This window comes from Flavobacterium phycosphaerae, assembly GCF_010119235.1.
Taxonomy (GTDB): Bacteria; Bacteroidota; Bacteroidia; order Flavobacteriales; family Flavobacteriaceae; genus Flavobacterium; species Flavobacterium phycosphaerae.
Genome location: NZ_JAAATZ010000001.1, coordinates 1,027,041 through 1,050,202 on the forward strand (window position 1 = coordinate 1,027,041; position 23,162 = coordinate 1,050,202).

The 23,162-nt window shown below is 36.8% G+C and carries 23 protein-coding genes, 1 tRNA gene and 1 pseudogene; 9 read left to right on the forward strand and 16 right to left on the reverse strand.

Annotation, left to right across the window (positions count from 1 at the left end; all coding sequences use genetic code 11):
* From GUU89_RS04555 to GUU89_RS04580, 6 genes are read right to left on the reverse strand one after another with little or no spacing between them, the layout of a single operon-like run.
* Positions 1-984, reverse strand: a complete 984-nt coding sequence (locus GUU89_RS04555; protein ID WP_162126813.1) for a hypothetical protein — start codon at positions 982-984, stop codon at positions 1-3.
* A gap of 8 nt (positions 985-992) precedes the next feature.
* Positions 993-2,684: a DUF6909 family protein gene (locus GUU89_RS04560; RefSeq protein ID WP_162126814.1), complete on the reverse strand. Its 1,692-nt coding sequence runs from the start codon at positions 2,682-2,684 to the stop codon at positions 993-995.
* Positions 2,685-2,725: 41 nt separating this feature from the next.
* Positions 2,726-3,604 carry a carboxypeptidase-like regulatory domain-containing protein gene (locus tag GUU89_RS04565; RefSeq protein WP_235921980.1) on the reverse strand — a complete coding sequence of 293 codons (879 nt, stop codon included), beginning with the start codon at positions 3,602-3,604 and terminating at the stop codon, positions 2,726-2,728.
* 8 nt (positions 3,605-3,612) lie between these two features.
* Entirely contained in the window at positions 3,613-5,100 is a 1,488-nt protein-coding gene (locus tag GUU89_RS04570; protein ID WP_162126815.1) for a GH3 family domain-containing protein, read from the reverse strand.
* Entirely contained in the window at positions 5,100-5,468 is a 369-nt protein-coding gene (locus tag GUU89_RS04575) for an SdpI family protein (RefSeq protein WP_162126816.1), read from the reverse strand. The genes GUU89_RS04570 and GUU89_RS04575 overlap by 1 nt, the downstream gene beginning before the upstream one ends.
* Positions 5,469-5,470: 2 nt before the next feature.
* Positions 5,471-6,340, reverse strand: a complete 870-nt coding sequence (locus GUU89_RS04580; RefSeq protein ID WP_162126817.1) for a M23 family metallopeptidase — start codon at positions 6,338-6,340, stop codon at positions 5,471-5,473.
* Positions 6,341-6,506: 166 nt separating this feature from the next.
* Here GUU89_RS04580 and tatA point away from each other — a divergent pair, with 166 nt between their 5' ends.
* Positions 6,507-6,683: a twin-arginine translocase TatA/TatE family subunit gene (gene tatA / locus GUU89_RS04585; protein ID WP_162126818.1), complete on the forward strand. Its 177-nt coding sequence runs from the start codon at positions 6,507-6,509 to the stop codon at positions 6,681-6,683.
* A 59-nt stretch (positions 6,684-6,742) separates the two neighbouring features.
* Here tatA and GUU89_RS04590 read toward each other — a convergent pair whose 3' ends face one another.
* The 6 genes and pseudogenes from GUU89_RS04590 to GUU89_RS04615 form a co-directional block, all read right to left on the reverse strand.
* Entirely contained in the window at positions 6,743-7,096 is a 354-nt protein-coding gene (locus GUU89_RS04590) for a helix-turn-helix domain-containing protein (protein WP_162126819.1), read from the reverse strand.
* Positions 7,097-7,406: 310 nt separating this feature from the next.
* Positions 7,407-9,529: pseudogene (locus tag GUU89_RS04595) on the reverse strand (Tex family protein).
* 9 nt (positions 9,530-9,538) lie between these two features.
* Entirely contained in the window at positions 9,539-10,360 is an 822-nt protein-coding gene (locus GUU89_RS04600; protein WP_162126820.1) for an NAD(P)H-hydrate dehydratase, read from the reverse strand.
* 1 nt (position 10,361) lies between these two features.
* A complete protein-coding gene (locus GUU89_RS04605; protein ID WP_162126821.1) occupies positions 10,362-11,273 on the reverse strand; it encodes a cation diffusion facilitator family transporter in 912 nt (303 codons plus the stop codon).
* 3 nt (positions 11,274-11,276) lie between these two features.
* Positions 11,277-11,708 (reverse strand): ribose 5-phosphate isomerase B, encoded by a 432-nt coding sequence (rpiB, locus tag GUU89_RS04610; protein ID WP_162126822.1) that lies wholly within the window; start codon positions 11,706-11,708, stop codon positions 11,277-11,279.
* Between the two features lie 634 nt (positions 11,709-12,342).
* The gene (locus GUU89_RS04615; RefSeq protein WP_162126823.1) at positions 12,343-12,576 is read right to left on the reverse strand and encodes a DUF2007 domain-containing protein; all 234 of its coding nucleotides are present in this window, start codon (positions 12,574-12,576) and stop codon (positions 12,343-12,345) included.
* A 111-nt stretch (positions 12,577-12,687) separates the two neighbouring features.
* Between GUU89_RS04615 and rnr the strand changes: the two genes are divergently transcribed.
* Genes rnr through GUU89_RS04630 form a run of 3 tightly spaced genes read left to right on the forward strand, consistent with a single transcriptional unit; the run spans position 12,688 to position 16,292 of the window.
* Complete coding sequence (gene rnr / locus GUU89_RS04620) at positions 12,688-14,868, forward strand: ribonuclease R (RefSeq protein ID WP_162126824.1); 2,181 nt, start codon at positions 12,688-12,690, stop codon at positions 14,866-14,868.
* 1 nt (position 14,869) lies between these two features.
* Positions 14,870-15,544, forward strand: coding sequence for a head GIN domain-containing protein (locus tag GUU89_RS04625; protein WP_162126825.1), 675 nt, complete (start codon positions 14,870-14,872; stop codon positions 15,542-15,544).
* 55 nt (positions 15,545-15,599) lie between these two features.
* The gene (locus GUU89_RS04630; protein WP_162126826.1) at positions 15,600-16,292 is read left to right on the forward strand and encodes a LysE family translocator; all 693 of its coding nucleotides are present in this window, start codon (positions 15,600-15,602) and stop codon (positions 16,290-16,292) included.
* 97 nt (positions 16,293-16,389) lie between these two features.
* On the opposite strand, the gene GUU89_RS04635 is transcribed toward GUU89_RS04630, so the two are convergent.
* Positions 16,390-16,460 (reverse strand) — tRNA-Cys (locus GUU89_RS04635).
* Between the two features lie 97 nt (positions 16,461-16,557).
* On the reverse strand, positions 16,558-16,917 hold the full coding sequence (gene folB / locus GUU89_RS04640; RefSeq protein WP_162126827.1) for a dihydroneopterin aldolase: 360 nt from the start codon (positions 16,915-16,917) through the stop codon (positions 16,558-16,560).
* Between the two features lie 108 nt (positions 16,918-17,025).
* On the opposite strand from folB, the gene GUU89_RS04645 reads away from it, so the two are divergent.
* The 4 genes from GUU89_RS04645 to GUU89_RS04660 all read left to right on the forward strand — a co-directional run bounded on the left by GUU89_RS04645 (position 17,026) and on the right by GUU89_RS04660 (position 19,897).
* Positions 17,026-18,711 (forward strand): glutamine--tRNA ligase/YqeY domain fusion protein, encoded by a 1,686-nt coding sequence (locus GUU89_RS04645; RefSeq protein WP_162126828.1) that lies wholly within the window; start codon positions 17,026-17,028, stop codon positions 18,709-18,711.
* Positions 18,712-18,996: 285 nt separating this feature from the next.
* The gene (locus GUU89_RS04650; RefSeq protein ID WP_162126829.1) at positions 18,997-19,290 is read left to right on the forward strand and encodes a YtxH domain-containing protein; all 294 of its coding nucleotides are present in this window, start codon (positions 18,997-18,999) and stop codon (positions 19,288-19,290) included.
* The gene (locus GUU89_RS04655) at positions 19,290-19,640 is read left to right on the forward strand and encodes a phage holin family protein (RefSeq protein ID WP_162126830.1); all 351 of its coding nucleotides are present in this window, start codon (positions 19,290-19,292) and stop codon (positions 19,638-19,640) included. The genes GUU89_RS04650 and GUU89_RS04655 overlap by 1 nt, the downstream gene beginning before the upstream one ends.
* Positions 19,641-19,642: 2 nt before the next feature.
* Positions 19,643-19,897, forward strand: coding sequence for a DUF6327 family protein (locus GUU89_RS04660; RefSeq protein WP_162126831.1), 255 nt, complete (start codon positions 19,643-19,645; stop codon positions 19,895-19,897).
* Between the two features lie 28 nt (positions 19,898-19,925).
* Here the strand turns inward: GUU89_RS04660 and GUU89_RS04665 are convergent, their stop codons facing one another.
* Complete coding sequence (locus tag GUU89_RS04665) at positions 19,926-20,912, reverse strand: SPFH domain-containing protein (RefSeq protein WP_162126832.1); 987 nt, start codon at positions 20,910-20,912, stop codon at positions 19,926-19,928.
* Between the two features lie 76 nt (positions 20,913-20,988).
* Here GUU89_RS04665 and GUU89_RS04670 point away from each other — a divergent pair, with 76 nt between their 5' ends.
* Positions 20,989-21,612 carry an outer membrane beta-barrel protein gene (locus tag GUU89_RS04670; RefSeq protein ID WP_162126833.1) on the forward strand — a complete coding sequence of 208 codons (624 nt, stop codon included), beginning with the start codon at positions 20,989-20,991 and terminating at the stop codon, positions 21,610-21,612.
* A gap of 34 nt (positions 21,613-21,646) precedes the next feature.
* Here GUU89_RS04670 and gltX read toward each other — a convergent pair whose 3' ends face one another.
* Positions 21,647-23,152: a glutamate--tRNA ligase gene (gene gltX / locus GUU89_RS04675; protein WP_162126834.1), complete on the reverse strand. Its 1,506-nt coding sequence runs from the start codon at positions 23,150-23,152 to the stop codon at positions 21,647-21,649.
* Positions 23,153-23,162: the final 10 nt, after the last annotated feature.

Below are 23,162 nucleotides of genomic sequence, written 5' to 3' on the forward strand. Positions count from 1 at the left end.
TTAAGCATTCATTTTGGCCATCTGGTGTTTATAATAGGATTTGAAAAATCCGGCTAAGAGAAATAGAAAAAGAAATAAAAATGGCAGTACCAATTTCATTTTTCCGTTGGTTGACTTATTATTCTTGATGTTTAACGTCACACTGTTGTCTTTAACAATTCTATCAAGATTAACCAATTCCAAACGACGTGCGCCTTGTTCTGTTACCAGAGCGTCTTTAGTTTTGATAACGTCTCCTAATTGAGAGTTTTCATTGTAGTATACCAGTTTATCACTTTTTTGTGAACCATTTGTGGTGTTTGAAAAAGCATTCAAAAATCCGTTTATCTGAGAAATAATTGAATCGTTTTGAACCATTTTGATCTTAATATTTTCCAAATAGGCTTTTTGAATCACTGTGTAATAATCTGAATTATTCAAATAATTTAAAAGCGGTTGCACCGTTTTTTCATCTGATGTCTTGTCTTCGGTGGTGAACGTGATCAAATGATACGGATAGTTTTTACTGGTCAACGTTTCGGTAACAATTTTTTTAATATCACCATCCTCGGCTAATAATTTAATCAATTCAAAGTTTTGAGCTTTGTTATCAATAAATTTATAGACATCTGTAATCGGAACAACCTCTATTTTTAAAAAACTTTTAGGCTTTTTTAATCCCACTACCTCTTTCAAAAAAACAGTGTCATTATCAGCAATTTTTGAATTGATTAGCTCTATTTTGGCATACAGATAATCGGTAGAATTGAAATTAGGACAAACAATTAGCTGATTATCATAAATTTTATTGGTTTTATCTACATAAACCCCAAGCGCTGCTCCAAGGACAAACAAAATACCAACCCAGATGATATTTCTTTTTAAAAACAAAAACCCTTTGAAAATCTTGGTGGATATACCCTCAAAAAAATCACCTATCTTTCTTGAAATTGCAGACAAGTCTATTTCCTGATTGTCTTTATTGCTTTGAGATGTTTCGCTCATAAAAAAATTTATTTAACGTTAAAAATTTGTTCTAATATTTTAATGGTAATCAAATAAGTCGGTTTCACTCCTGTGGTTCCTAATCCTCCCGAAGCTAAGGTGCTTCCGGTTTCCAAAGGATTATCCGAAGCATAATAAGCATAGCGTACTTTTACATTCGGGTGAATACTCTTTCTGATTTTTGAAGCGGATTGGATGGCTTTTTGGTAATAAGCTCCTTCCATCTCCAAACCAATAACTTCCCAAGTAGATTCGTGGAAAAATTTCAACAAGTCTTTGTTCTGAAGCGATGTGCCCAATACGGTAACCATTGGTCCGGCAAAAACAGGAATGTCATTGCCTTCAAACATCTTGGCCGTTAATTCATTTTCAAACGGATAGTTATCAGCCGTTCCTTCGTTGATGTGTGCTGAAGGAATCATAATATCGCCTTTACCTCCTTGCAGAATTCCGGCTTTCCCCATGATGGAAACCGATTCAACATTAAGCAATGTTTTTTGTTTTCCGTCTTTGTAAGGTTTCAATAATTCATCAATGGTTTCAAAAGCCTGTTCGCCAAAAGCATAATCCATTACGATAAGTACCGGACTTTCTTTGCCAACTTTAGCTTTAGGAAAACTGGATTTGTTCCAGTCAATTTTGGCCGTATCAAAAACCTGTACATCAATATTGGTTCCGGATTGGTCAGGCAGTGAAATCATACCGTGCTTTAAGGCAAAATCAACTACTTTATTTCTAACCGGGTCGGCTCCTGATTTGCTCAATTCTTCATAAATAAAGAAATCTGTCTTGTCTTTAAATTTTGGTTTTAAAACCGTAGTGGCAAAAATCGAATTCATTACACTGTGCATGTTGGCACTAATGATGTGAATCGGTCTTTCCAACAAATCATTAGCTTTCAACGTTTCTTTGATGTTGTTCGCCCAGATTTCTCCGTGGATATGGTGTCCTAATCTTTCTCTTAGTATCGGACTGAACGTTATGGTTCTTTTGTTGTTGTCAACAATTTCTTCGATGGCTAATTTTCCTAACCAATAGATTACGTGTAAAAAACGATCCGGTTTCTCTTTAGTAGCAAACGAATCATAAATGTCAATCACTTCCGAAAAACTTCTTCCCAATACGTTGGCCGCATGTGAAATGGCTCTTTCTTTTTCAATTTGCGTAAGCTTTTTGTTTTGTATTACTACTTCTTCCAGCTTTTCCCAATCGCGAGTTACCTCAACTTCAATATCGTCTAATAAAACTCTGTCTTTTATTTTATGTGATTCGATAAAAATAAACGTAAGGTGGGTCAAAATATCATAAATATCCGAACGGCCGCGCGTGATTTCCACGTTCATTTGTTCATCATCTATGCGATAACAGTTTCTTCTTCTTTTGGGAGGAACTATCGCTTGGAAATGCGATTTTGAATACCCTTCGTCTGAAGTTAAATTGATAAAACGACACTCTTCAATGCCTACCGGAAGTCTTTCAATTACATAAAGTAGCCCGTTGAGTTCTACTTTTTCTTCGGCTATACTGCCGTAAATTTCCGGTCTTAGAGACAGCAAAGCTTCTCTTAACGTTTCTCCTGAAACACCCATAGGCTTGTAAAAACCTCTGTTAAATAAATGTCTCATCGTAATGTACAATCGTTCGATAGCTGCCGACGATTCTTGCGCTCTTGAGCGCGAAATGTTTTTAATTTCTTTCATTAAATTATTTTTTCTAACCTGCAAATATAGGGTTTTTAAGTTTAGTTAGTTAGAATGAGGTTTATGGCCGGTTCATTAATCATCATTTTATGGGTTGAGGAGTCATCGGCCGACTTGGTTTCTCTGTTCCATTTTCCGCCATAAAAAGTGTAATAGTAATCACTTGGCACAAAATTATAGAGCACTAAAGGATAGTAGGTTTTCTCTACTCGGGTTGTATTTGAATTATAATCGGTAATGGTGTTTTCCACTTTATTCTTTTCAATGATTAGCTTTTCAAACCCAACAAAGAGGCCGTTTTTAGGCATTCGTAAATTGAAATCAGTAATGTTGAAATACGATTTTTTGACGCCTTTTTTAAGGGTCACTATGTAATCTTTCTCCAGTAATTCTTCCCCCGGAAAACCATAGGCATCTACACTGTAAAAATGCAGTCGAATGGTAGCATTCTCTATACTGCTGTCGGTATAAATAGTAACCTGCTTGAGGAATTTTGTTTTTTTGTATTTGGGTAAATAAGGAAAATATTTAACATCTATCCGTGGACCATTGTCAAAAGCCTGTGCCATTTGGTTTTTAGTACTGCCAATTTCTATGGTTTTTGTACCAAAGTGCGGCATGATAACCACTTCTTCCAATTGAAACGTTTTGGGAACCATTCTCACTTCACTGACATGATTGGCTTTACTCTTTAGTTTTTCATAGCCCAAGGCTGAAAAAATCAAATTGCGGTTTTCTTTGGTATTGATACTAAACTCCCCGTTTTCTTCCGAAGTGGTGCCGGTTTTTTCGTTTTCAACCGCAATGTTTACATACGAAATGGGTTTACCGGTAAGACTGTCTTTCACCACACCTTTGATTTGAGCCGACAAGGAAAAACCCAGCAACATCAACAACCAAAACATTCTTTTATCTCTCATCTTTTCTTTTATTCTCTTTTTAATACATCCGCTATTTTACGGTCATTGGAAAGTCGGGGTAACTTGTTTTGCCCGCCCAATTTCCCTATTGATTTCATATACTCTTGGAAACCGTTTTTAACTACTTTGGTAATCACCACCGTTCGCAATACATTGCCCACAATCAAATCGTCGTAATACGTATTTTGTTGGCGCATGGCTTGGTCAATCTTCAAAGCAAAAGCGGCTAAATCGTCCGGTTCATTTTCAAATTCGATGCACCATTCGTGATACGGTAAGCCTTCTTCAGGATTGATTTGCGGTGCCACTGTAAATTCGTTTACGCGGATAGCGGTTCCTTCCATAGCTTGTTGCAAAGCGCTTTCAACTTCTTTGCCGATAACGTGTTCGCCAAAAGCCGAAATGTAATGTTTAATCCTTCCTGAAACGATTACGCGATAGGGTTTCAGGCTGGTAAACTGAACGGTGTCGCCAATATTATATCCCCAAAGTCCGGCATTGGTAGAAAGAATTAAAACGTAATTGGTATGCAATTCAACCTCGCCTATAGTATATCGTTTCGGATTTTCCGTAAAAAATTCGTCAGCTTTGATAAACTCATAAAAAATACCCGAATTCAACAGCAACAACATCCCCTTTTCTTTTTGAGAATCCTGGTAAGCAAAAAACCCTTCCGAAGCCGGAAACAGCTCAATCGAATCTACTTTTCTTCCGATAAGGTTTTCAAATTTGGCACGGTACGGTTCATAATTCACGCCGCCATAAATGAATAAATTAAAATTCTTGAATATATCGCCAACGGGCTTATTGGCTTTTTGCTGCAACTTCTCAAAATACATTTGCACCCAACTCGGAATGCCCGAAATGACGCTCATGTTTTCGTTGAACGTTTCTTCCACAATGGCATCTACTTTGGTTTCCCAATCTTCAATGCAATTGGTTTCCCAACTCGGCATGCGATTTTTTTGCAAATATTTCGGAACAAAATGCGCTACAATTCCGGAAAGTCTTCCCAGTTTGATGCCGTTTTTTTCTTCTAAAACAGGACTCCCTTGCAGAAAAATCATTTTTCCGTCTACAAAATCAGCTTTGCCGGTTTCGTGTATATAGCCCAGAATAGCATTACGAGCCGCTTCAATATGAAAGGGCATGGATTCCTTAGTTAACGGAATGTATTTAGCTCCCGAAGTAGTCCCCGAGGTTTTCGCAAAATAAAGCGGTTTGCCTTTCCAAAGAATATCCGCTTCGCCTTTAACTACACGGTCAACATAAGGACGCAAGGCTTCATAATCTCTTATCGGAACCTGCTTGGCAAAATCTTCGAACGTCTTGATTTCGGCAAAATGATGGTCTTTCCCAAACTGAGTTGTGGCTGCCGCCTGAATTAAATCCCTAAAAACCTTTTGCTGGGTTGCCACAGGATTTTGTGCCCACTTTTGAGTCTTTTTATGAATGCTTTGGGCAAATAATTTAGCGGCAATCGATTTTAGTGACATTATTCTTGGTTTGGAAAATTGGTTTTAATGGCTTTTTCAGTCGAAAAAAATAAGTAAATGACACCCGCTATTATAAAAGCAATCCCAACGACCAGTTGTAAATCTACTTGCAGTTTTAAGAACACATTGATAAAAGAAACCAGCATCAAAAACACCGCTACTTGAATCATCTTTATGCCCGAATATCGTTGGGCAAAATCCCAAACTTCTTGATTTTTCATTGAAGCAGTCGTTCGGTAACCGTATAAATCATTGATTTTCTTGGGTGGAAATTTCAACGTGATGGCTGCCGTAATCAAAAAAATGAAGCCCACTAAAAAGGAAATGAACAGTGTGTTTTCAATAAAATAAATGACGTAGGTTTCCATAATTATTCAAATTCAATAAAAATACTCGGGTCAATCGGGTAGCCGTCTTTCCATAATTCAAAATGCAAATGCACTCCGGTAGATTCTTGCCCGGTCGACCCTGCCAAAGCAATCACTTCTCCGGTTCTGACGGTATCGCCTTGAGCCACCGTTACCGAGGCCGCATGTTTATACACCGAAATAAAACCATTGTTGTGTCTGATGATAACCACGTTGCCGGTGTTAGGCGTCCAATCGGCAAAAATTACTGTCCCACTCAAAATAGATTTTATCGGAGTATTTTTGGCTAAAGCTATATCAACAGCATAATGTTTTTCCCTCGGGTTGAATTTATCGGTGACCATCCCTTTGACCGGTGGAAAAAGCACTACACTTACCTTTGGTTTTGCCTTTTCAAAAAGATTGTATTTGTCTTCTCGCGCCACTTCTTCGCGCAATTGTAAATCGGCTTTGGAAGGCTTCATGTCGTCCTCGGAAACCGGTTCGACCGTGGCGGCTGTTATCGAATCTTTACTAAATTTCGCATAATCTAAATCGCCGGTCAGTATCTTTTTGATAGAAGCAATATAGGCTTCGTTTTTCTTCAAGGCATTGGATAAGGAGTCTGATTTCAAGGCCAATTCGGTGGCGTCTCTTTTTAATTTAGAGGAAGCATAGCCCGGAATATATTCGCGCAAAGGCGTAAAAGCAATGATGTAAGTTGTGACAAAAATAATCAGTAAGGCGCCAATAGTGGCCACCACAAAGACATTCATTAAGGTCAAACGCAATGAAAAAACTTCGGCAAAAGTATCCTCATTCAAAATAACCAAGCGGTTTTTTGTGAATAGTTTTTTCTTTAGAATTTTACGCTTGAGTCGTTTTTCCGACATGAGTACTGATTAGTTCACAAATATAGAAAATAATGTTCGGTTGATTTTTCAATAGGATAACGAACTTTAACTATAAATATTGTGCTGAAAATAAAAACTATGTCTAATTTCTTTATACATTTGTTGCCGATTAATACTAATTCGCGAAAGCACAAAATTATATATCATGGGAAGTATGGGAATATCAGAATGGCTAGTAATATTGGTCGTTGTTTTATTATTATTTGGTGGTAAAAAAATTCCGGAATTAATGAAAGGTCTTGGTACCGGAGTTAGAGAATTCAAGGAAGCTGCCAAAGGAGAGGATAAAACGCCTGAAACTAAAAAAGAAGAAGAGAAATAATAATATTATTTATTCAACAATTGCCCCGTATTCCTTAAAATACGGGGCTTTTTTTTGGGTTATTCCGACTCAGGAGTGCCTTTGAGTACACGGTATAATTCTTCAATTTTTTCCAAAGGCAAATTATGGAGCAATTGGTTCACTTCCGTACCGGTTTCCGTTTTGGTTAGGCTGTGCAGCGCATGATCGGGAAGGACCATTTTACCTTTTTCAGGAATGTAGGTCAGCAAATCATTGGGCGTACAATTCAAATCCCGGCAAAGCATTTCCAGCTTTTTCATCGACAGCGAATTCAGGTTATTGCGCAACAAATCATAAGTATAACTTGGCGAATGTCCCCGTTCAATAAAAAACTGATTGGGTTCGGTGATTCCTTTCATCTTCAAAATTCGAGTAATGTTTAATCGTATCATAGCTAACAGTTTTAAAATGACAGTACTACTCCATTCTCTTCAAATAAAGTGCCAAACCTTGTTAGTCAAGTGAATAAAGCCTTGGAATAGGCTTCCGTGCGTTAGGTTTAATCTACTGACGCCTTAGCTACGGCTACGGAGAGTTTAGTTTAACCTACTAAGGGTTTAGATTAATTTACTAAGCATTAAACTGAAGCTTCTGTGCATGCAATAGCAACTACGGTCGGTTAAGATGAACCGACGGAAGGCTAGAAACCCTCAACGGAGGGCTTTTCGAGGGGTAAAATGGTAAGATGGACGCTTTTTTCGGCTAAAAAACCATCGTCAACTGGATGCGTTTGCGGTCTTCATCTACCTCCACCACTTTTACCTGCACGTGTTGGTGTAATTTGACCACTTCATTCACATCGGACACAAAACCTTCTTTGAGTTGGGAAATGTGTACCAATCCGCTTTCTTTAATACCAATATCGACAAAGCAACCGAAGGCCGTAATGTTGTTCACAATTCCCGGCAAAATCATGCCGCTGCGCACGTCTTTAATCGATTTGACATTGGCATCAAATTCAAATATTTTGGCAGCTTTTCTTGGGTCGAGTCCCGGTTTTTCAAGTTCTTTCAGGATGTCTTTAATTCCTAATATCCCCACATCAGAAGTGATGTAAAGCTCGGGTTTGATTAAACTGATTTTTTCTTTTTTACCTATGAGTTCGGCAGTTTTTAAGCCCAAATCCTTAGCCATTTTTTCCACTATCGGATAAGCTTCGGGGTGCACGGCCGAATTGTCTAACGGATTTTTTCCGTCTTTAATACGGATAAATGCCGCGGCTTGTTGATAGGCTTTGTCACCCAAACGCGGTACTTTTTTCAATTGCTTTCTATCTTCAAAAGGCCCATTTTCAGAACGGAAAGCTACGATGTTTTCGGCCATTTTTTCGCCTATCCCCGACACATAACTCAACAACGATTTACTGGCTGTGTTGATGTTGATGCCTACCGAGTTCACGCAGCGCACTACCACGGTATCGAGTTCTTCTTTCAGTTTGGTTTGGTCTACATCGTGTTGGTATTGCCCCACTCCTATCGACTTAGCGTCAATTTTTACCAGCTCCGCCAACGGGTCAGAAAGGCGTCTTCCGATGGATACCGAACCACGAACGGTTACGTCAAAATTCGGGAATTCATCTCTGGCAATTTTACTGGCGGAATACACCGAGGCTCCGGCTTCGGAAACCACAAACACCTGTACCGGTTTGTCAAACGCGATTTTTTGATGAAAAATTCGGTTTCCCTGGAGGCGGTTCCGTTACCAATAGAAATCGCTTCAATGTTATAGGCATTCACCATCGATTTGATTTTCTTCATCGCCATGGCCGTTTCGTTTTGCGGCTGGTGCGGATAGATGGTTTCATTATACAACAAATCACCTTTTTCATCCAAGCATACAATTTTACAACCACTACGATAGCCCGGGTCGATGGCCAAAATTCTTTTCTCTCCCAACGGCGGTGCTAACAAAAGTTGTCCCAAATTGCCGGCAAACACCTCTATGGCTTTGGCGTCGGCTTTGGCTTTAGCCTCTTGCAGGGTTTCGTTGGAAATGGCCGGTTCTAGCAAACGCTTGTAACTGTCCTTAATGGCCAAACGCAATTGGTCGGCCGTTTCTCTATTGTTTTTAATCGTGTTGTTTTCGATGAATTCGAGGGCTTCTTCGTTTTCAATGTCCACATTTAACTTGACAAATCCTTCGGCTTCGGCGCGCAACATGGCTAACAATCGGTGCGAAGGCGCTTTGGAAATGGGTTCCGCCCATTCAAAATATTGGGCAAATTTTTGGGCGGCTTCGTCGTCTTTTTTGGTTTTTACCACTTTGGTTTCCACTACGGCTTTGCGCTGAAACATACGTCTCAAATTTTTACGGATGTAGATATTTTCGTTAATCCATTCGGCAATAATATCTCGGGCGCCTTGCAGTGCATCATCTTCATTAGGTACTTTGGCATTCAAATATTTAGAAGCTATAAACTCAATGTCATCACTGTTTTGTGCCATGATGATTTTGGCCAAGGGCTCTAAACCGTTTTCACGAGCCACATCGGCGCGGGTTTTTTTCTTCTTTTTATAAGGCAAATACAAATCCTCAATCTCCTGCAGGTCGAAACTGTTTTCGATTTTGCTTTTCAGTTCCGCCGTCAACTGCCCTTGCTCTTCTATCGATTTCAACACGCTGTCTTTTCGCTTTACAATGTCGTCGTATTGCTTGGAGAGTTTGGCAATGTTTTCAATCACCACCTCATCCAGGTTTCCGGTTTGGTCTTTTCGGTAACGCGAAATAAAAGGGATGGTGCAATCTTCAGAAAGCAATTTCAGGGTTGCTTCTATGCTTTTGGGCGAAGCCGTAACTTGACTTTGGATAAATTGTATGCTGGTCATTTTAAGAATTTATTTTTGAATTTGGTAGAAGGCTTTACCGAGGTTTTCAATCACATCGGTAATCAACATGCTTTCGGGACTTTGAGTTTCAAGGGTAATATCAGCGGCCAAGCCGTGAAGATAAACTCCGAGTATTGCTGCGTTTATTGGCTGATAGCCTTGGGCTAAAAATGCGGTAAGTATTCCGGTCAATGCATCGCCGGAGCCTCCTTTGGCTAAACCCGAGTTGCCGGTGGTGTTTTCAAAAGAAGCGGTACCGTCGGTAATAAATGTTTTGTGTCCTTTTAAAACGATAATGCACTGGTGTTGGATGGCTTGGCTGATTGCCGTTTGTCGTCTTGCTGCTTCCGAGTCATGATTCCCGAACAATCTGTCAAACTCTTTTGCGTGCGGTGTCAGGATTGCCTTTGCCGAAAGTTTAGCCATCAGTTTGGAGTTGTTAGCCAAAATGGTCAGGGCATCGGCATCAAAAACTATCGGTTTATTAACCGTATCGATTAAAATTTCCAGTTTGCGTTCCGCTTGAGTATCTGTTCCTAAACCCGGTCCGATAGCCATGGCATTGTATTTTTCCCAATGGTTTTTTTCTTCTCTGAACTCAATCATTGCTTCCGGCACTGAGGAGAAAACTGTGGTTCGTTCTTTTTTCGGGATGTTGATAGTCACCAAACCGGCTCCGGCGCGAAGCGCCGATTTTGCGGCAATAATCGCGGCACCCATTTTAGATTTGCTTCCGGCTATAATCAAAGCGTGTCCATGATGGCCTTTATGGGATTCGGGCCCTCGTTTTTTGAAAATATTTTGGATGCTATGTAAATCGATGCTGATCATGTTAATCTTGAACGATGAAATCTTTAGTGTCTTCTTCCTTATTGTATTCGGGTTGAATATTGATGTGGTTGATATGGAATTTTTCGAAAAGCACCGTTTCTACTTGATGTAGCAATTCGTTGAACTCGCTCATTTTAATATCTTCCGAACAATCGAGGTGGGCTTCCAGATGCAGTTCTTCGTCATTGAGATGCCACACATGAATGTGGTGCAGTTTTCCCACGCCCGGAATTTTGTGTACTTCGCGAACCAGCTCTTTGATATCAATAAAATCGGGGGTAAACAACATCAGCATTTTGGTGGATTCTACTAATAATTTACCGCCTACTACTATTAAATAAATGGCTATGGCTATCGTCATGACGCTATCTACCCAATACCAGCCATAAAATTTCATTAACAATCCACCCACTAAAACCGCTACCGAAGCCAACATATCGGTAAGCAAATGCAGGTAAGCCGATTTCATATTGATGCTGTGTTTGGCATCATTTTGCAATAACAAAACCGATAGTCCGTTGACCACTATGCCCAACAGTGCCAACCAAATCACCAATCCGGATTGGATAGGATGCGGATTGAAAAACCTTTCGATTGCGCCATAAATCAAAATAAAAGCTACAATCACTAAAGTCGCAGCATTGACAAAAGCGGCAATCAGTTCGGCTCTTTTGAAACCAAACGTATTGTTTATAGAGGCTTTTCTTCGGGATAGTTTATGGGCAATTAAACTAAAAACCAAGGACAGGACATCGGAAAAATTGTGAAGGGCATCAGATAACAAGGCTAAACTGCCTGAGACAATACCACCGACCACCTGGGCGATGGTGATTAACAAATTCAGTAAAATGGAATAGATTAAATTCTTCCCTTGTACTTCATGTTTGTGAATGTGAACGTGATTATGCCCCATAATTTATTGACAGGCAATTTTATTGACACGGTTAGCATGTCTTCCGCCTTCGAAGGAAGTGGTTAGGAATGCATCAACCATGTCTACGGCTTGTTGTATAGAAGTAAATCGTGCCGGGATACTGATAATATTAGCATCATTGTGTTGGCGTGCCAAAGTAGCGATTTCTTTGGTCCAGCATAAAGCCGAACGAATTCCTTGATGTTTATTAACTGTCATATTGATGCCGTTTCCGGAACCGCAAATCACTATACCAAAATCGGCTTTCCCGGTTTCTACATCAGTCGCAACCGGATGACCAAAATCGGGATAATCAACACTGTCAAAAGTATCGGTTCCGTGATTCAATACTTGATGGCCTTTTTGTTCTAAAAAGGTTACTATAGCTTTTTTATAATCGGGTCCGGCGTGATCGTTTCCAATAGAGATTTTCATAGGGTTGTATTTGTAGTTAAGGCACAAATTTACGGAAAGTATCAGTTGAATTTTTACTTTGTTGTAACTACTTGATTTTTAAAAGCTAATGATTTAGCCTAAATGAATATATTTATAAGTAGTTGAAAATCATTGGTTTTTATTCAATATAAATGTTAAAATTATGTAATGTTAATAGCATTTTGCAAATCATTGATAATCAGTTAACTTTAAATTAACATGAATTGTTAACAACTTTGGATAGAAAATTAGAAGTTTTTTGAGGTTGTATGGTCTTTTTTTCTAATCAAAAACCGGAATGAGAAAATCAAATTTAGTTTGCTCTTTTTTTGGAAATTTTATCAGCATAAAAAAACAGGTTTTCAACAATAATTAACAGCTAAACTTATCAAATATTCCACTGTTTTTTTACATGTTAACAACTGTTGATAAAGCTTAAATTTTTGCTCATTTTAAGACTTTTAGAAAGCGATAATATTGTTAATTTCTCTGTATAAGTTTAGATAACTTTTAAAGTACTATGATTTCGAAAAAGTTATTGTAACAATTAACACGCTATAATAACCATCATAAAATTTAAATTTTTTAAAATTCTTTTTTGTTGTTTTTAATTAGTGTTGAAAACTTTGAAGAGTTAAACAATTTTTAAATTGTTGTTTAAGTCATCTAAAATTTGTTGTACAGTTTCTATATCGTTGGGATGTATTTTTAATTGGATGCCGCCATAGGCTATACTTGCCAACGGATCAGTTGAAACTAAGTTTTCGTTTTGAAATAAATGAGGAATGCCTTCCCTTTCTAAAATAGTTTTTAAAACCATGATTTCATGAGGAAAATTAAAAGTGGCTACAGTTATAAACTCAGTCATTAATGAAGTTTTTATAAAGATAGTGAATGTTAGATTTATATTAAAACTCATAACTTATAACTCATAACTTATAACTATTTCGTAATTTTCAGCATTAATTGAAAAGATACAATGAGTAAGAAACCCAAAAAGTTCGGAAAGAATACCAAAACATTTTCCGAAAAGATTTTTAAAATATTATCCAAGAATGCCAATAAGCCATTCAACTACAAACAAATAGCTGCTATCCTGGAACTGGATGATACCAAAAGCAGAAACGAAATTATCAAAGATTTAAAAATTTTAGCCGCTCAAAAACTGATTATAGAATCCGAACCCGGTAAGTATTTGGTTAAAGCCAGCAGTCAAAAATATTATGAAGGAACTATCGACATGACTTCGCGCAAGACGGCTTATTTTGTTTGTGACGAATTAGAAAATGATGTTTTTGTCCCTTTTGTCAATTTGAATCATGCCCTCGATGGTGATAAAGTAAAAGCCTATGTGTATGATAGAAGAAGCTCCAGAAAACCCGAAGCGGAAGTTCTTGAAATTTTAGAACGCCATAAAGAAGAATTTGTTGGTGTGGTTGATATCCAAAAGAATTTTGGTTTCGTCACAACTGCTAATGCCAAAATGTACACCGATATTTTTATCCCAAAAAATAAATTAGGCGATGCCGAACACGGAGATGTAGTTTTAGTTAAGTTAGAAGATTGGCCGGCTAAAGCAGATTCGCCTTTTGGTTCGGTAATTAAAGTTTTAGGAAAACCGGGAGAACACAATACTGAAATTCACGCTATCCTTGCCGAATATGGTTTGCCTTATGATTTTCCGATTGAAGTGGATGCTTTCGCTAATAAAATAGATACCACTATAACGCAGGAGGAAATCGCCAAACGTAGAGATATGCGTAAAGTATTGACTTTTACCATTGACCCAAAAGATGCTAAAGACTTTGATGATGCGTTGTCGTTTCAAGTTTTAGAGAATGGTAATTACGAAATCGGTGTGCATATTGCCGATGTTTCCCATTATTTAAAAGAAGGAACTATACTGGATGATGAAGCTTATAAAAGAGCAACTTCGGTGTATTTAGTTGACAGAGTGGTACCTATGTTACCGGAAGTGTTATCTAATTTCGCTTGTTCGTTAAGACCTCATGAGGAGAAATATACTTTTTCTGCAGTTTTTGAATTAAATCAAAAAGCGGAAGTTTTAGATTCCTGGTTTGGAAGAACTGTGATTTATTCAGACCAACGTTTTGCTTATGAAGAAGCACAGCAGATTATTGAAACTAAATCGAATATAATTCCGGCCGAAATTTCGTTAACCGGTGCAGCATACAAAGCCCCGGCAGAAATTGTAAACGCTACGCTTAAAATGGATGAATTGGCTAAAATTCTTCGCAGAAAAAGAATGGCAGCAGGAGCGATTTCGTTTGATAAAGTGGAAGTAAAATTCAATTTAAATGAAGAATCGGAACCGGTGGGTGTATTCTTTAAAATTTCAAAAGATGCTAATCATTTAATTGAAGAATTCATGTTGTTGGCCAATCGCAAAGTGGCCGAATTTATAGGTAAACAAAAGAAAACTTTTGTCTATCGTATTCACGACGAGCCTAATGAAGATAAGTTGATTAACCTGCAAACGGTGATTTCTAAATTTGGGTATTCGATTAACATGAAATCGAAGCAAGACATCTCAAAATCGTTGAATAATTTATTAAACGAAGTCAATGGTAAGAAAGAACAAAATTTGGTTGATACTCTTACGATTCGAAGTATGAGTAAAGCCAAATATTCGACTGAAAACATTGGCCATTATGGTTTAGCTTTTGATTTTTACAGTCATTTTACGTCACCCATTCGACGTTATCCGGATGTCATGGCCCATCGATTGTTGCAGTATTATTTAGATGGCGGAAAAAGTGTAAACCAGGAAGAATACGAAGAAAAATGTGCTCACTCCAGCGATATGGAAGGTTTGGCCGCTCAAGCCGAAAGAGATTCCGTGAAATACATGCAAGTAAAATATATGCAAGATCATAAAGATCAGGAATTCTTAGGGGTAATTTCAGGTGTAACCGAATGGGGAATTTATGTAGAAATCATTGAAAATAAATGTGAAGGCATGGTTCGTATCCGTGAAATCAAAGAAGATTATTATACGTTTGACGAAAAGCAATATGCTTTGGTAGGTGCTGTTACCAAAGGATTATTACAATTGGGTGATGAAGTTTATGTGAAAGTAAAAAATGCCGATTTGGTTAAAAAACAACTGGATTTTCATTTTATAAGAAGAAAAGAATAGCATGAAAAAGTTAGTTTTTGGTTTAGGATTAATCAGTTCTATAGCTTTTGGGCAAGTAGAGAAAAATGTGGGTGATTTTACCAAAGTCACTTCTTTTGACCAGATTGATGTTTTATTAATTCCAGGTAATGAAAACAAAGTAATTATAGACGGAAGTGATGCCGATGATGTAGAGCTAATCAACAAAAAAGGCGAATTAAAAATAAGAATGCCATTGACCAAAATGTTAGGTGGCGATAATATTTCGGTCACCGTTTATTTTAAAACTATCAATGCTGTAGAAGTTAATGAAGGTTCCAGAATTGCTTGTGGTGATAAAATAAAAACCAACAATTTTGACATTATTGCCAAAGAAGGATCGGAAGTAAAATTGATTTTAGCGGTTTCAAAATTAAATGTCAGAGTGGCTAACGGTTCTAAAATTTATTTGGAAGGATCTGCTCAAAATCAGGAGGTTTTAGTGAATTCAGGAGGAATTTATGAAGCGGAAACTTTCATAACCAAAGAAACTAAAATAACTACCAATGCCGGTGGCGTAGCTTTAATTTACGCTACTGATTTACTCAATGCTAAAATCAGAGCCGGTGGAAACATCTCGATATACAGTAAACCAAAACAATTTACTAAAGAAGTGATAGCCGGTGGTACTTTCAACTTTGTTGAAAAAGCAAAATAGAAATATTTTAAAGTGTTAAAATTTAATTCTAACTTGCAGTGTCAAAATTCAACGCATGATTTTACTTAACGATATTTTATCTGCCATTCCGCTCGGTTTCTTTCTTAGTTTTATGATTGGACCTGTTTTCTTTGTTTTACTGGAAACCAGTGTTGTCAAAGGATTCAGAGCAGCAGTGATGTTTGATTTAGGTGTTGTTTTAGCCGATATTATTTTTATTCTAATAGCTTTTTTTAGTAGTTATCGTTTAATACAAAGCATCAAAAATGATCCGGCATTGTTTATTTTCGGCGGGTTGGTAATGCTTACTTATGGCATTATATCCTTTGTTAAAAATAAGAAGGAATCCAAAAAAAGCATAGACGAAATTGACCCGAAAGAATTAGCTAAAACCAACTACTTCTCTTTATTCATTAAAGGTTTTTTCCTGAACTTTATCAATATTGGAGTATTGGGATTTTGGTTGGCTATCCTAATTACGATTGGTCCGCAATTGCAGTTGAATGCCACAAGGATGCTGACATTCTTTACCACATTAATCCTAAGTTATTTTGTTACTGACATTTTTAAAATATTGTTAGCGAAACAATTGCGTAACCAACTCAATCCAAAGAATATCCTTTTAATCAAGAAATTTATAAGTATCGTTTTAATTATTTGCGGCGTTGTTTTATTGTCTCAAGCTTGGTTTCCTAAAGAACAAAAAATGGTTAACAAAGCGTTTGAAAAGCTAGAAGAAAAGAACTAAATTATTCTAAAAATAGTATGAAAGCCTCAATTTTATTGAGGTTTTTTTAGGTCTTATTTTAAAATAAAAAACCTCCAAGTTTCCTTGAAGGTTTTTGAGGCATCGTCCGGATTCGAACCGGAGTAGTCGGTTTTGCAGACCGGTGCCTAGCCGCTCGGCCACGATGCCCGTTGGACGGCAAATATACTAAAAAAGTTAAAAGGCAAAAGGCAAAAGGCAAAAAGTTTTCTTTTTGTCATTCGTAATTTTAAATTGTAATTATTTTTTAATTACGATATTCTTCCATTTCAATGGTAACCGCTTCAACATCACCGCCAATAGGTGGATTCAATTTTGAAACGCCCAATAAAATTCTGGAGACAGATGGTATTTCTCTGAATATTCTGCTAATGATTCTGTGTGCTACATGCTCCAGTAATTTAGAACGAATAGCCATTTCTTCTTCTACAATTTGGTTTAAAAGCACATAATCTACGGTATCTTTTAACTCATCCGAAACGGAAGATTTTCTTAAATCGGTTTTAATTTCTAAGTCAACCCGATAGTCAGAACCAATTCTGGCTTCCTCTTCCAAGCAGCCGTGAAATGAAAAAGTTCTGATATTTTGCAATTTAATAGTTCCCATTTTTTTCTTTCGTTGCCAATTTTAAATCTTCACCCGAGCAACGCGAATTGACGAAGTAAATTTTCAAATTGACTAATTAAACATATCTTTGCTAAAATTACAAAAATAATGTCAACAGAAGAGAAGTCCCTTAATTTCATTGAACAAATTATCGAAGAAGATTTGAAAAACGGTTTGTCTAATGATAAATTACGTTTTCGTTTTCCGCCGGAACCTAATGGGTATTTGCATGTAGGTCATGCCAGTGCTATTTGTTTAAATTTTGGTTTAGGTATTGATTATCAGGCACCGGTAAATTTGCGTTTTGATGATACCAATCCGGCCAAAGAAGAACAAGAATATGTTGATGCCATTAAAAAAGATATTGAATGGTTAGGATATCAATGGGCTAGCGAATGTTATGCTTCTGATTATTTCCAACAATTATATGATTGGGCCGTTGAGTTTGTAAAAAAAGGAAAAGCTTATGTTGACAGCCAATCTTCAGAAGATATGGCCAAACAAAAGGGAACACCAACACAAGTAGGTACCGATTCTCCTTTCAGAAACCGTTCTGTTGAAGAGAATTTAGACTTATTGAAGCGAATGAAAAATGGTGAATTTCCTAACGGAACCCATATTCTTCGTGCCAAAATTGATATGGCTCACACCAATATGTTGATGCGTGATCCGATTATGTATCGAATTTTGCATTCACATCACCATAGAACAGGAGACAAATGGTGTATTTATCCTATGTATGACTGGGCTCATGGCGAAAGCGATTATTTAGAACAAATATCTCACTCATTCTGTACACTTGAATTCTTACCGCATCGCGAATTATACGATTGGTTTTTAGACCAAGTTTATGATGAAACTAAAGTTAGACCAAAGCAAAGAGAATTTGCCCGAAGAAATCTTTCACATACCGTAGTTTCTAAAAGAAAACTATTGCAATTAGTTGAAGAAAAACATGTTACCGGATGGGATGATCCTCGTATGAGCACTATTTCAGGAATGAGAAGACGCGGTTATCCACCCATGGCGATTCGAAATTTTGCCAAGACTATCGGAATTGCTAAACGTACCAATTTGATTGATGTTTCGTTGTTAGAATTTTGCGTTCGTGAAGAATTGAATAAAACAACCCACCGTGTGATGGCTGTTTTAAACCCTGTCAAGTTGGTAATTACCAATTATCCGGAAGGAAATGAAGAGTGGTTAGAAGCTGAAAACAATCCGGAAGAAGAGGTGATGACCTACCGTAAAGTACCTTTTTCCAAAGAATTGTATATCGAAAGAGAAGATTTTCAGGAAGAAGCCAATAAGAAATTTTTCCGTTTAACTCTTGGCACTGAAGTACGTTTAAAAAATGCTTACATTATTAAGGGAGAAAGCGTTGTAAAAGATGCTGATGGCAATATTATCGAAATACATTGTACTTATGATACGGATTCCCGAAGTGGAAGCGGTACAGAAGCCTCACAAAGAAAGGTAAAAGGAACGATTCATTGGGTTTCCATTGCTCATGCCATTACGGCTGAAGTTCGTATTTATGATCGTCTGTTCTCGCATGAAAGTCCGGATGGCAATAAAGAAATCGACTTCAAAGAATTTATCAACCCGAATTCCTTGGAAGTAATCACCGGTTATGTGGAACCAAGTTTGCAATCCGCCAAAAATTTAGACCAATTTCAATTCCAACGATTAGGTTATTTTTGTGTTGATAAAGATTCGTCGGACCAAAAATTGGTTTTTAACAAAACAGTTGGTCTAAGAGATACTTGGGCAAAAGTAGAAGCTAAAGACTAAATTTTAAAAAATAGATTTTATAAATAGTAAGCCTGCTTAATAGCGGGCTTTTTCTATTATATATTTTTATTATTGAAATATAAAAATGTATTTTTTAAAACTATTAAAATCAACTTTCATAATTGATTTTTATGCGATTTTTTAAAAAGAGGACAGGTAAATTATCACTTGATTTGTGAACTGCTTTTATTTCGCTTTAAAATGAGTTTTCATGGTTTAACCTGAATTTAACGTGCCGTTCTGCTATTTTTTTTGTAACTTTATTAAAATTAAATTTTTTAAATCATGTCAACAAGAAATAATAGCCTCATAGCTCTTTTGGCGGGGGCAGCTGTCGGAGTTGGATTAGGAATTTTGTTTGCTCCTGATAAAGGATCAAAAACCAGAGAAAAAATAAAAGACGGTTTAGATGATTTGAAAGAAGGGGCAAAAGAAAAGTTTACTAATTCAAAAGACGAGTTAAAAGAAACTATGGATGAGCTACTTTCAAAATCAAGTTACAAAGCGGAAGAAGCTATAACTTACTTAGAAGAAAAATTAGCCGAGCTTAAAAAGCAGAATGCCAAACTTCATAAATAATGGCACTAGAAGAAATTAAAGACAATCTGGAAGATATTCAGGAAAACACTCAGGCCTATATTGAAACCAGTTTAGCATATTACAAGCTTTGGGGTTTCAAAGTGGCTATGAAGTCAACGACTTTACTCTTCAAATTTGCTCTGATTGCTATTTGTTTAACAATTGTTCTGTTGTTTTTGTCTGTAGCAGGAGCTTTAGCTATAGGTCAGTTGGTCAATAGCAACGTATTAGGATTTCTAATTGTGGCAGGAATCTATTTGGTCTTGGCTTTTCTTTTGTTTTTAATAAAAGACAAAATTGTAGAAGGTCCTATCTTAGAGAAATTCTCCGAAATATTTTTTAATGACTAAGTATGGAAACTAAAAAATATTCTTCTTATGCTCAGATTGAACATGATTTGGAAATCCTCAGAGTTGAAAGAGAGATTCATTACCAAAAAATACGTTTGAGTTTTGACAAAACCAAAGAAAGTTTAGTACCATCAAAAACTATTTCTCTGCTTGGTACTATTTATGAAAATGTATTTTCAGGAACCCTTGGGACAATTATAAAGACATTAATTCCAATATTAATTAATTGGTATTTAAACAAAAAAAGAGGCGATTAAGCCTCTTTTTATTTGAATTTCCGATTTGTTATTTAGTTGGTTCTTCAGGATTTGAAGTATCGGAAGGATTATAATCCATTGAGGTTTTGTTTCCTCTGTCTTTTACTCTTTTGGGTTGATTTTTCATTTGTTCTCCCATAATACTTGAAGCAGTAAAACTAGTGACCATATTGTTCAACATATCGCTGGCTGCTTGTGGAGAATTAGGTAATAAAATCAAGTTTGAATTAGTATCAGCACCAATAGCCTGAAGGGTATCATAATGTTGTGTAATTACAATCAGGGCTGAAGCTTCCTGTGAATTGATACCTACATTGTTTAAAACTTCAACGCTTTCAACTAATCCTTTAGCAATTTCTCTACGTTGATCCGCAATACCTTGTCCTTGTAATTTTTTACTTTCCGCTTCTGCTTTAGCTTTGGCTACAATTCGGATTCGTTGAGCATCTGATTCAAACATCGCGGCTGTTTTTTCTCTTTCGGCAGCATTAATACGGTTCATGGCATTTTTCACCTGAATATCCGGATCAATATCAGTAACCAAAGTATTGATGATGTCATATCCATAAGCCATCATAGCCTCGTTTAATTCGCGTTTCACGGCAATAGCAATATCGTCTTTTCGAACAAAAACATCATCCAAAATTAACTTCGGTACTTCGGCACGCACTACGTCAAAAACATAAGCGGTAATTTGGTCATGAGGATATTCCAGTTTGTAAAAAGCTTCATAAACATGTTCCTGAATTACTTTAAACTGAACCGAAACTTTCATTTTAATGAACACATTGTCTTTGGTCTGCGTTTCAATGATAACGTCTAATTGTTGAATTCTTAAATTCACACGACCGGCAATTCTGTCGATGATGGGAAGCTTAAGTTGTAAACCCGAATTTCGAATGCTCAGGAATTTCCCAAAGCGCTCAATCACAACAGCTGTTTGTTGTTTAACCGTAAAAAAGGAAGAGAAAAGCAGCACAAGACCAATAAACAAAAAGATAAAAATAAATGGCATGATGTTTAAATTAAATTGTTAATACAGTGTTTATACGAAATATATGTATGTTTGTTACAAATTAATAAGACTGTCAATGAAAAAGAAATTTTCACTTCTATTACTAGCCATTACTTCCTTTGCCTTTTCTCAATATGGCTATCGCGATTCCAATATGATTGGAATAACTTTGGGATTAAATCAATTTACTTTAAATACTTCTGATATTGAAGCCAAACCGGGAACAGGTTGGAATATCGGGCTTTCTATGAGAGGAAATTTTTATAACGATTGGGATGCTATTTATGGCCTACAGTTTAGTGAATACAATTATAAAATAGTAACCAAAAAAGGAGTATCAAGTGATCGAGATGTTAATTACAAATTACCTTGTGCTAATGTCACTTTTCAGTTGAGTTATAAATTTATCGAAAATCATTTAAGTGTAGAATTTGGACCCATGATGCAGATAAATGGTAATGCTCAAATTGAAAAATCGGATGAAGCTAATATCGTAAAAGGCACAGCTGTAACCGCTAAAGATTTTACTAAGATGGGCACTGTGGGTGTTTATCCGGTTATAGGAATCACAGCAGGAGTTAGAAATGCCAGGTTAAATCTAACTTATCAATATGGACTGACTAATATGCTGGGAAAAGTTGAAGGTGATTTTTCGGGACACGCTTCTGTGATTAACGGCAATGTGATTTTCTATTTTTAATAAAAAAGCCCCGAGTAATCAGGGCTTTTATTTTTTATAAATTTTCAATGGCTTTTTCCAAACGTTTGATCGTTTCTTCTTTGCCGATGAGTTCTACAATATCAAAAAGATGAGGGCCTTTTAACGCACCTACCAAACTCAAACGGAAAGGCTGCATCACTTTACCCATCCCAATTTCATTTTGAGTCATCCAGTCTTTTACAATGGTTTCTATATTTACCGAAGTGAAATCACTTACGTTTTCTATTACCGAAATCAATTCCTGCATTAAACGTGGTGTATGTTCATTCCAGTTTTTAGTGGCTTTTTCATCATAAGTAGTTGGTGCTTCAAAAAAGAAATTACTCATTTCCCAGAACTCAGAAACGAAATTTGCACGCTCTTTTATTAACGAAACTATCTTTACTAAGGTCGTATAATCTACCTCAATTCCTTTTTCGTGAAGATAATAAGCATAGCTTTTTGCCAAACTTTCATCGCTTTGTTTCTGTAAATATTGGTGATTGAACCATTTGTTTTTATCAGGATCAAACTTAGCTCCGGCTTTGTGAACTCTGTTTAAATCAAATTTTTCAACCAATTCTTCTAATGAAAATAATTCTTGATCTGTGCCGTCATTCCAGCCTAATAGTGCTAAAAAGTTAACCACCGCTTCCGGGAAAAATCCTTTTTCTCTGTAACCTGAGGAAATCCCTTCTTCACTTTTCCATTCCAATGGAAATACCGGAAAGCCCATTTTATCGCCATCGCGTTTCGATAATTTTCCGTTGCCTATTGGTTTTAATATCAATGGTAAATGGGCAAACGCAGGTGCTTCCCAACCAAAAGCTTTATACAACAAACAATGCAACGGCATCGAAGGCAACCATTCTTCACCACGAATGACGTGTGATGTTTCCATCAAATGGTCATCAACTATATTAGCCAAATGATAGGTTGGCATTCCATCACTTTTGAATAAAACTTTATCGTCCAGTAAATTGGTTTCAAACTTAATATCGCCACGAATAATGTCATGCAAATGCAATGTTTCATTAACCGGTGTTTTAAATCGAATGACATAATCTTCTCCGGCAGCAATTCTTTTCTCGGTTTCTTCTTTAGAAATAACTAAAGAGGTATCGAGTTTTTCGCGATTGTGCCAGTTGTAAATAAAAGTTTTCCCTTCCGCTTCGTGTTGTTTTCTATGCGCATCCAATGCTTCAGCCGTGTCAAAAGCATAATAAGCCCAACCCGAATTTACCAATTGATCCGCATATTGTTTGTACAATGGTTTTCTTTCCGATTGGCGGTAAGGGCCAAATTTTTCGTTCTTTCCAACCGTTTCGCTTGGCGATATACCTAACCATTCTAAAGCTTCAAAGATGTAGGCTTCTGCTCCGGGAACGAAACGATTTTGGTCGGTATCTTCTATGCGTAAATAGAAAACGCCATTATGTTTTCGGGCAAATAAATAATTAAACAGGGCAGTACGAACACCACCAATGTGTAACGGTCCGGTAGGACTGGGAGCAAAACGAACTCTAACGGGTCTTGACATTTTTATACTT

Bases quoted from the DNA above. Each gene is read 5' to 3' on its own strand.
- GUU89_RS04590 (WP_162126819.1), bottom strand. From the start codon at position 7,096: ATGATACGATTAAACATTACTCGAATTTTGAAGATGAAAGGAATCACC.
- rpiB (WP_162126822.1), bottom strand. From the start codon at position 11,708: ATGAAAATCTCTATTGGAAACGATCACGCCGGACCCGATTATAAAAAA.
- GUU89_RS04665 (WP_162126832.1), bottom strand. From the start codon at position 20,912: ATGCCATTTATTTTTATCTTTTTGTTTATTGGTCTTGTGCTGCTTTTC.
- GUU89_RS04645 (WP_162126828.1), top strand. From the start codon at position 17,026: ATGTCAACAGAAGAGAAGTCCCTTAATTTCATTGAACAAATTATCGAA.
- GUU89_RS04660 (WP_162126831.1), top strand. From the start codon at position 19,643: ATGGAAACTAAAAAATATTCTTCTTATGCTCAGATTGAACATGATTTG.
- GUU89_RS04565 (WP_235921980.1), bottom strand. From the start codon at position 3,604: ATGAGAGATAAAAGAATGTTTTGGTTGTTGATGTTGCTGGGTTTTTCC.
- GUU89_RS04580 (WP_162126817.1), bottom strand. From the start codon at position 6,340: ATGTCGGAAAAACGACTCAAGCGTAAAATTCTAAAGAAAAAACTATTC.
- GUU89_RS04630 (WP_162126826.1), top strand. From the start codon at position 15,600: ATGATTTTACTTAACGATATTTTATCTGCCATTCCGCTCGGTTTCTTT.
- GUU89_RS04615 (WP_162126823.1), bottom strand. From the start codon at position 12,576: ATGACTGAGTTTATAACTGTAGCCACTTTTAATTTTCCTCATGAAATC.
- gltX (WP_162126834.1), bottom strand. From the start codon at position 23,152: ATGTCAAGACCCGTTAGAGTTCGTTTTGCTCCCAGTCCTACCGGACCG.
- folB (WP_162126827.1), bottom strand. From the start codon at position 16,917: ATGGGAACTATTAAATTGCAAAATATCAGAACTTTTTCATTTCACGGC.
- rnr (WP_162126824.1), top strand. From the start codon at position 12,688: ATGAGTAAGAAACCCAAAAAGTTCGGAAAGAATACCAAAACATTTTCC.
- GUU89_RS04555 (WP_162126813.1), bottom strand. From the start codon at position 984: ATGAGCGAAACATCTCAAAGCAATAAAGACAATCAGGAAATAGACTTG.
- GUU89_RS04575 (WP_162126816.1), bottom strand. From the start codon at position 5,468: ATGGAAACCTACGTCATTTATTTTATTGAAAACACACTGTTCATTTCC.
- GUU89_RS04570 (WP_162126815.1), bottom strand. From the start codon at position 5,100: ATGTCACTAAAATCGATTGCCGCTAAATTATTTGCCCAAAGCATTCAT.
- GUU89_RS04625 (WP_162126825.1), top strand. From the start codon at position 14,870: ATGAAAAAGTTAGTTTTTGGTTTAGGATTAATCAGTTCTATAGCTTTT.
- tatA (WP_162126818.1), top strand. From the start codon at position 6,507: ATGGGAAGTATGGGAATATCAGAATGGCTAGTAATATTGGTCGTTGTT.
- GUU89_RS04670 (WP_162126833.1), top strand. From the start codon at position 20,989: ATGAAAAAGAAATTTTCACTTCTATTACTAGCCATTACTTCCTTTGCC.
- GUU89_RS04650 (WP_162126829.1), top strand. From the start codon at position 18,997: ATGTCAACAAGAAATAATAGCCTCATAGCTCTTTTGGCGGGGGCAGCT.
- GUU89_RS04560 (WP_162126814.1), bottom strand. From the start codon at position 2,684: ATGAAAGAAATTAAAAACATTTCGCGCTCAAGAGCGCAAGAATCGTCG.
- GUU89_RS04600 (WP_162126820.1), bottom strand. From the start codon at position 10,360: ATGATCAGCATCGATTTACATAGCATCCAAAATATTTTCAAAAAACGA.
- GUU89_RS04605 (WP_162126821.1), bottom strand. From the start codon at position 11,273: ATGGGGCATAATCACGTTCACATTCACAAACATGAAGTACAAGGGAAG.
- GUU89_RS04655 (WP_162126830.1), top strand. From the start codon at position 19,290: ATGGCACTAGAAGAAATTAAAGACAATCTGGAAGATATTCAGGAAAAC.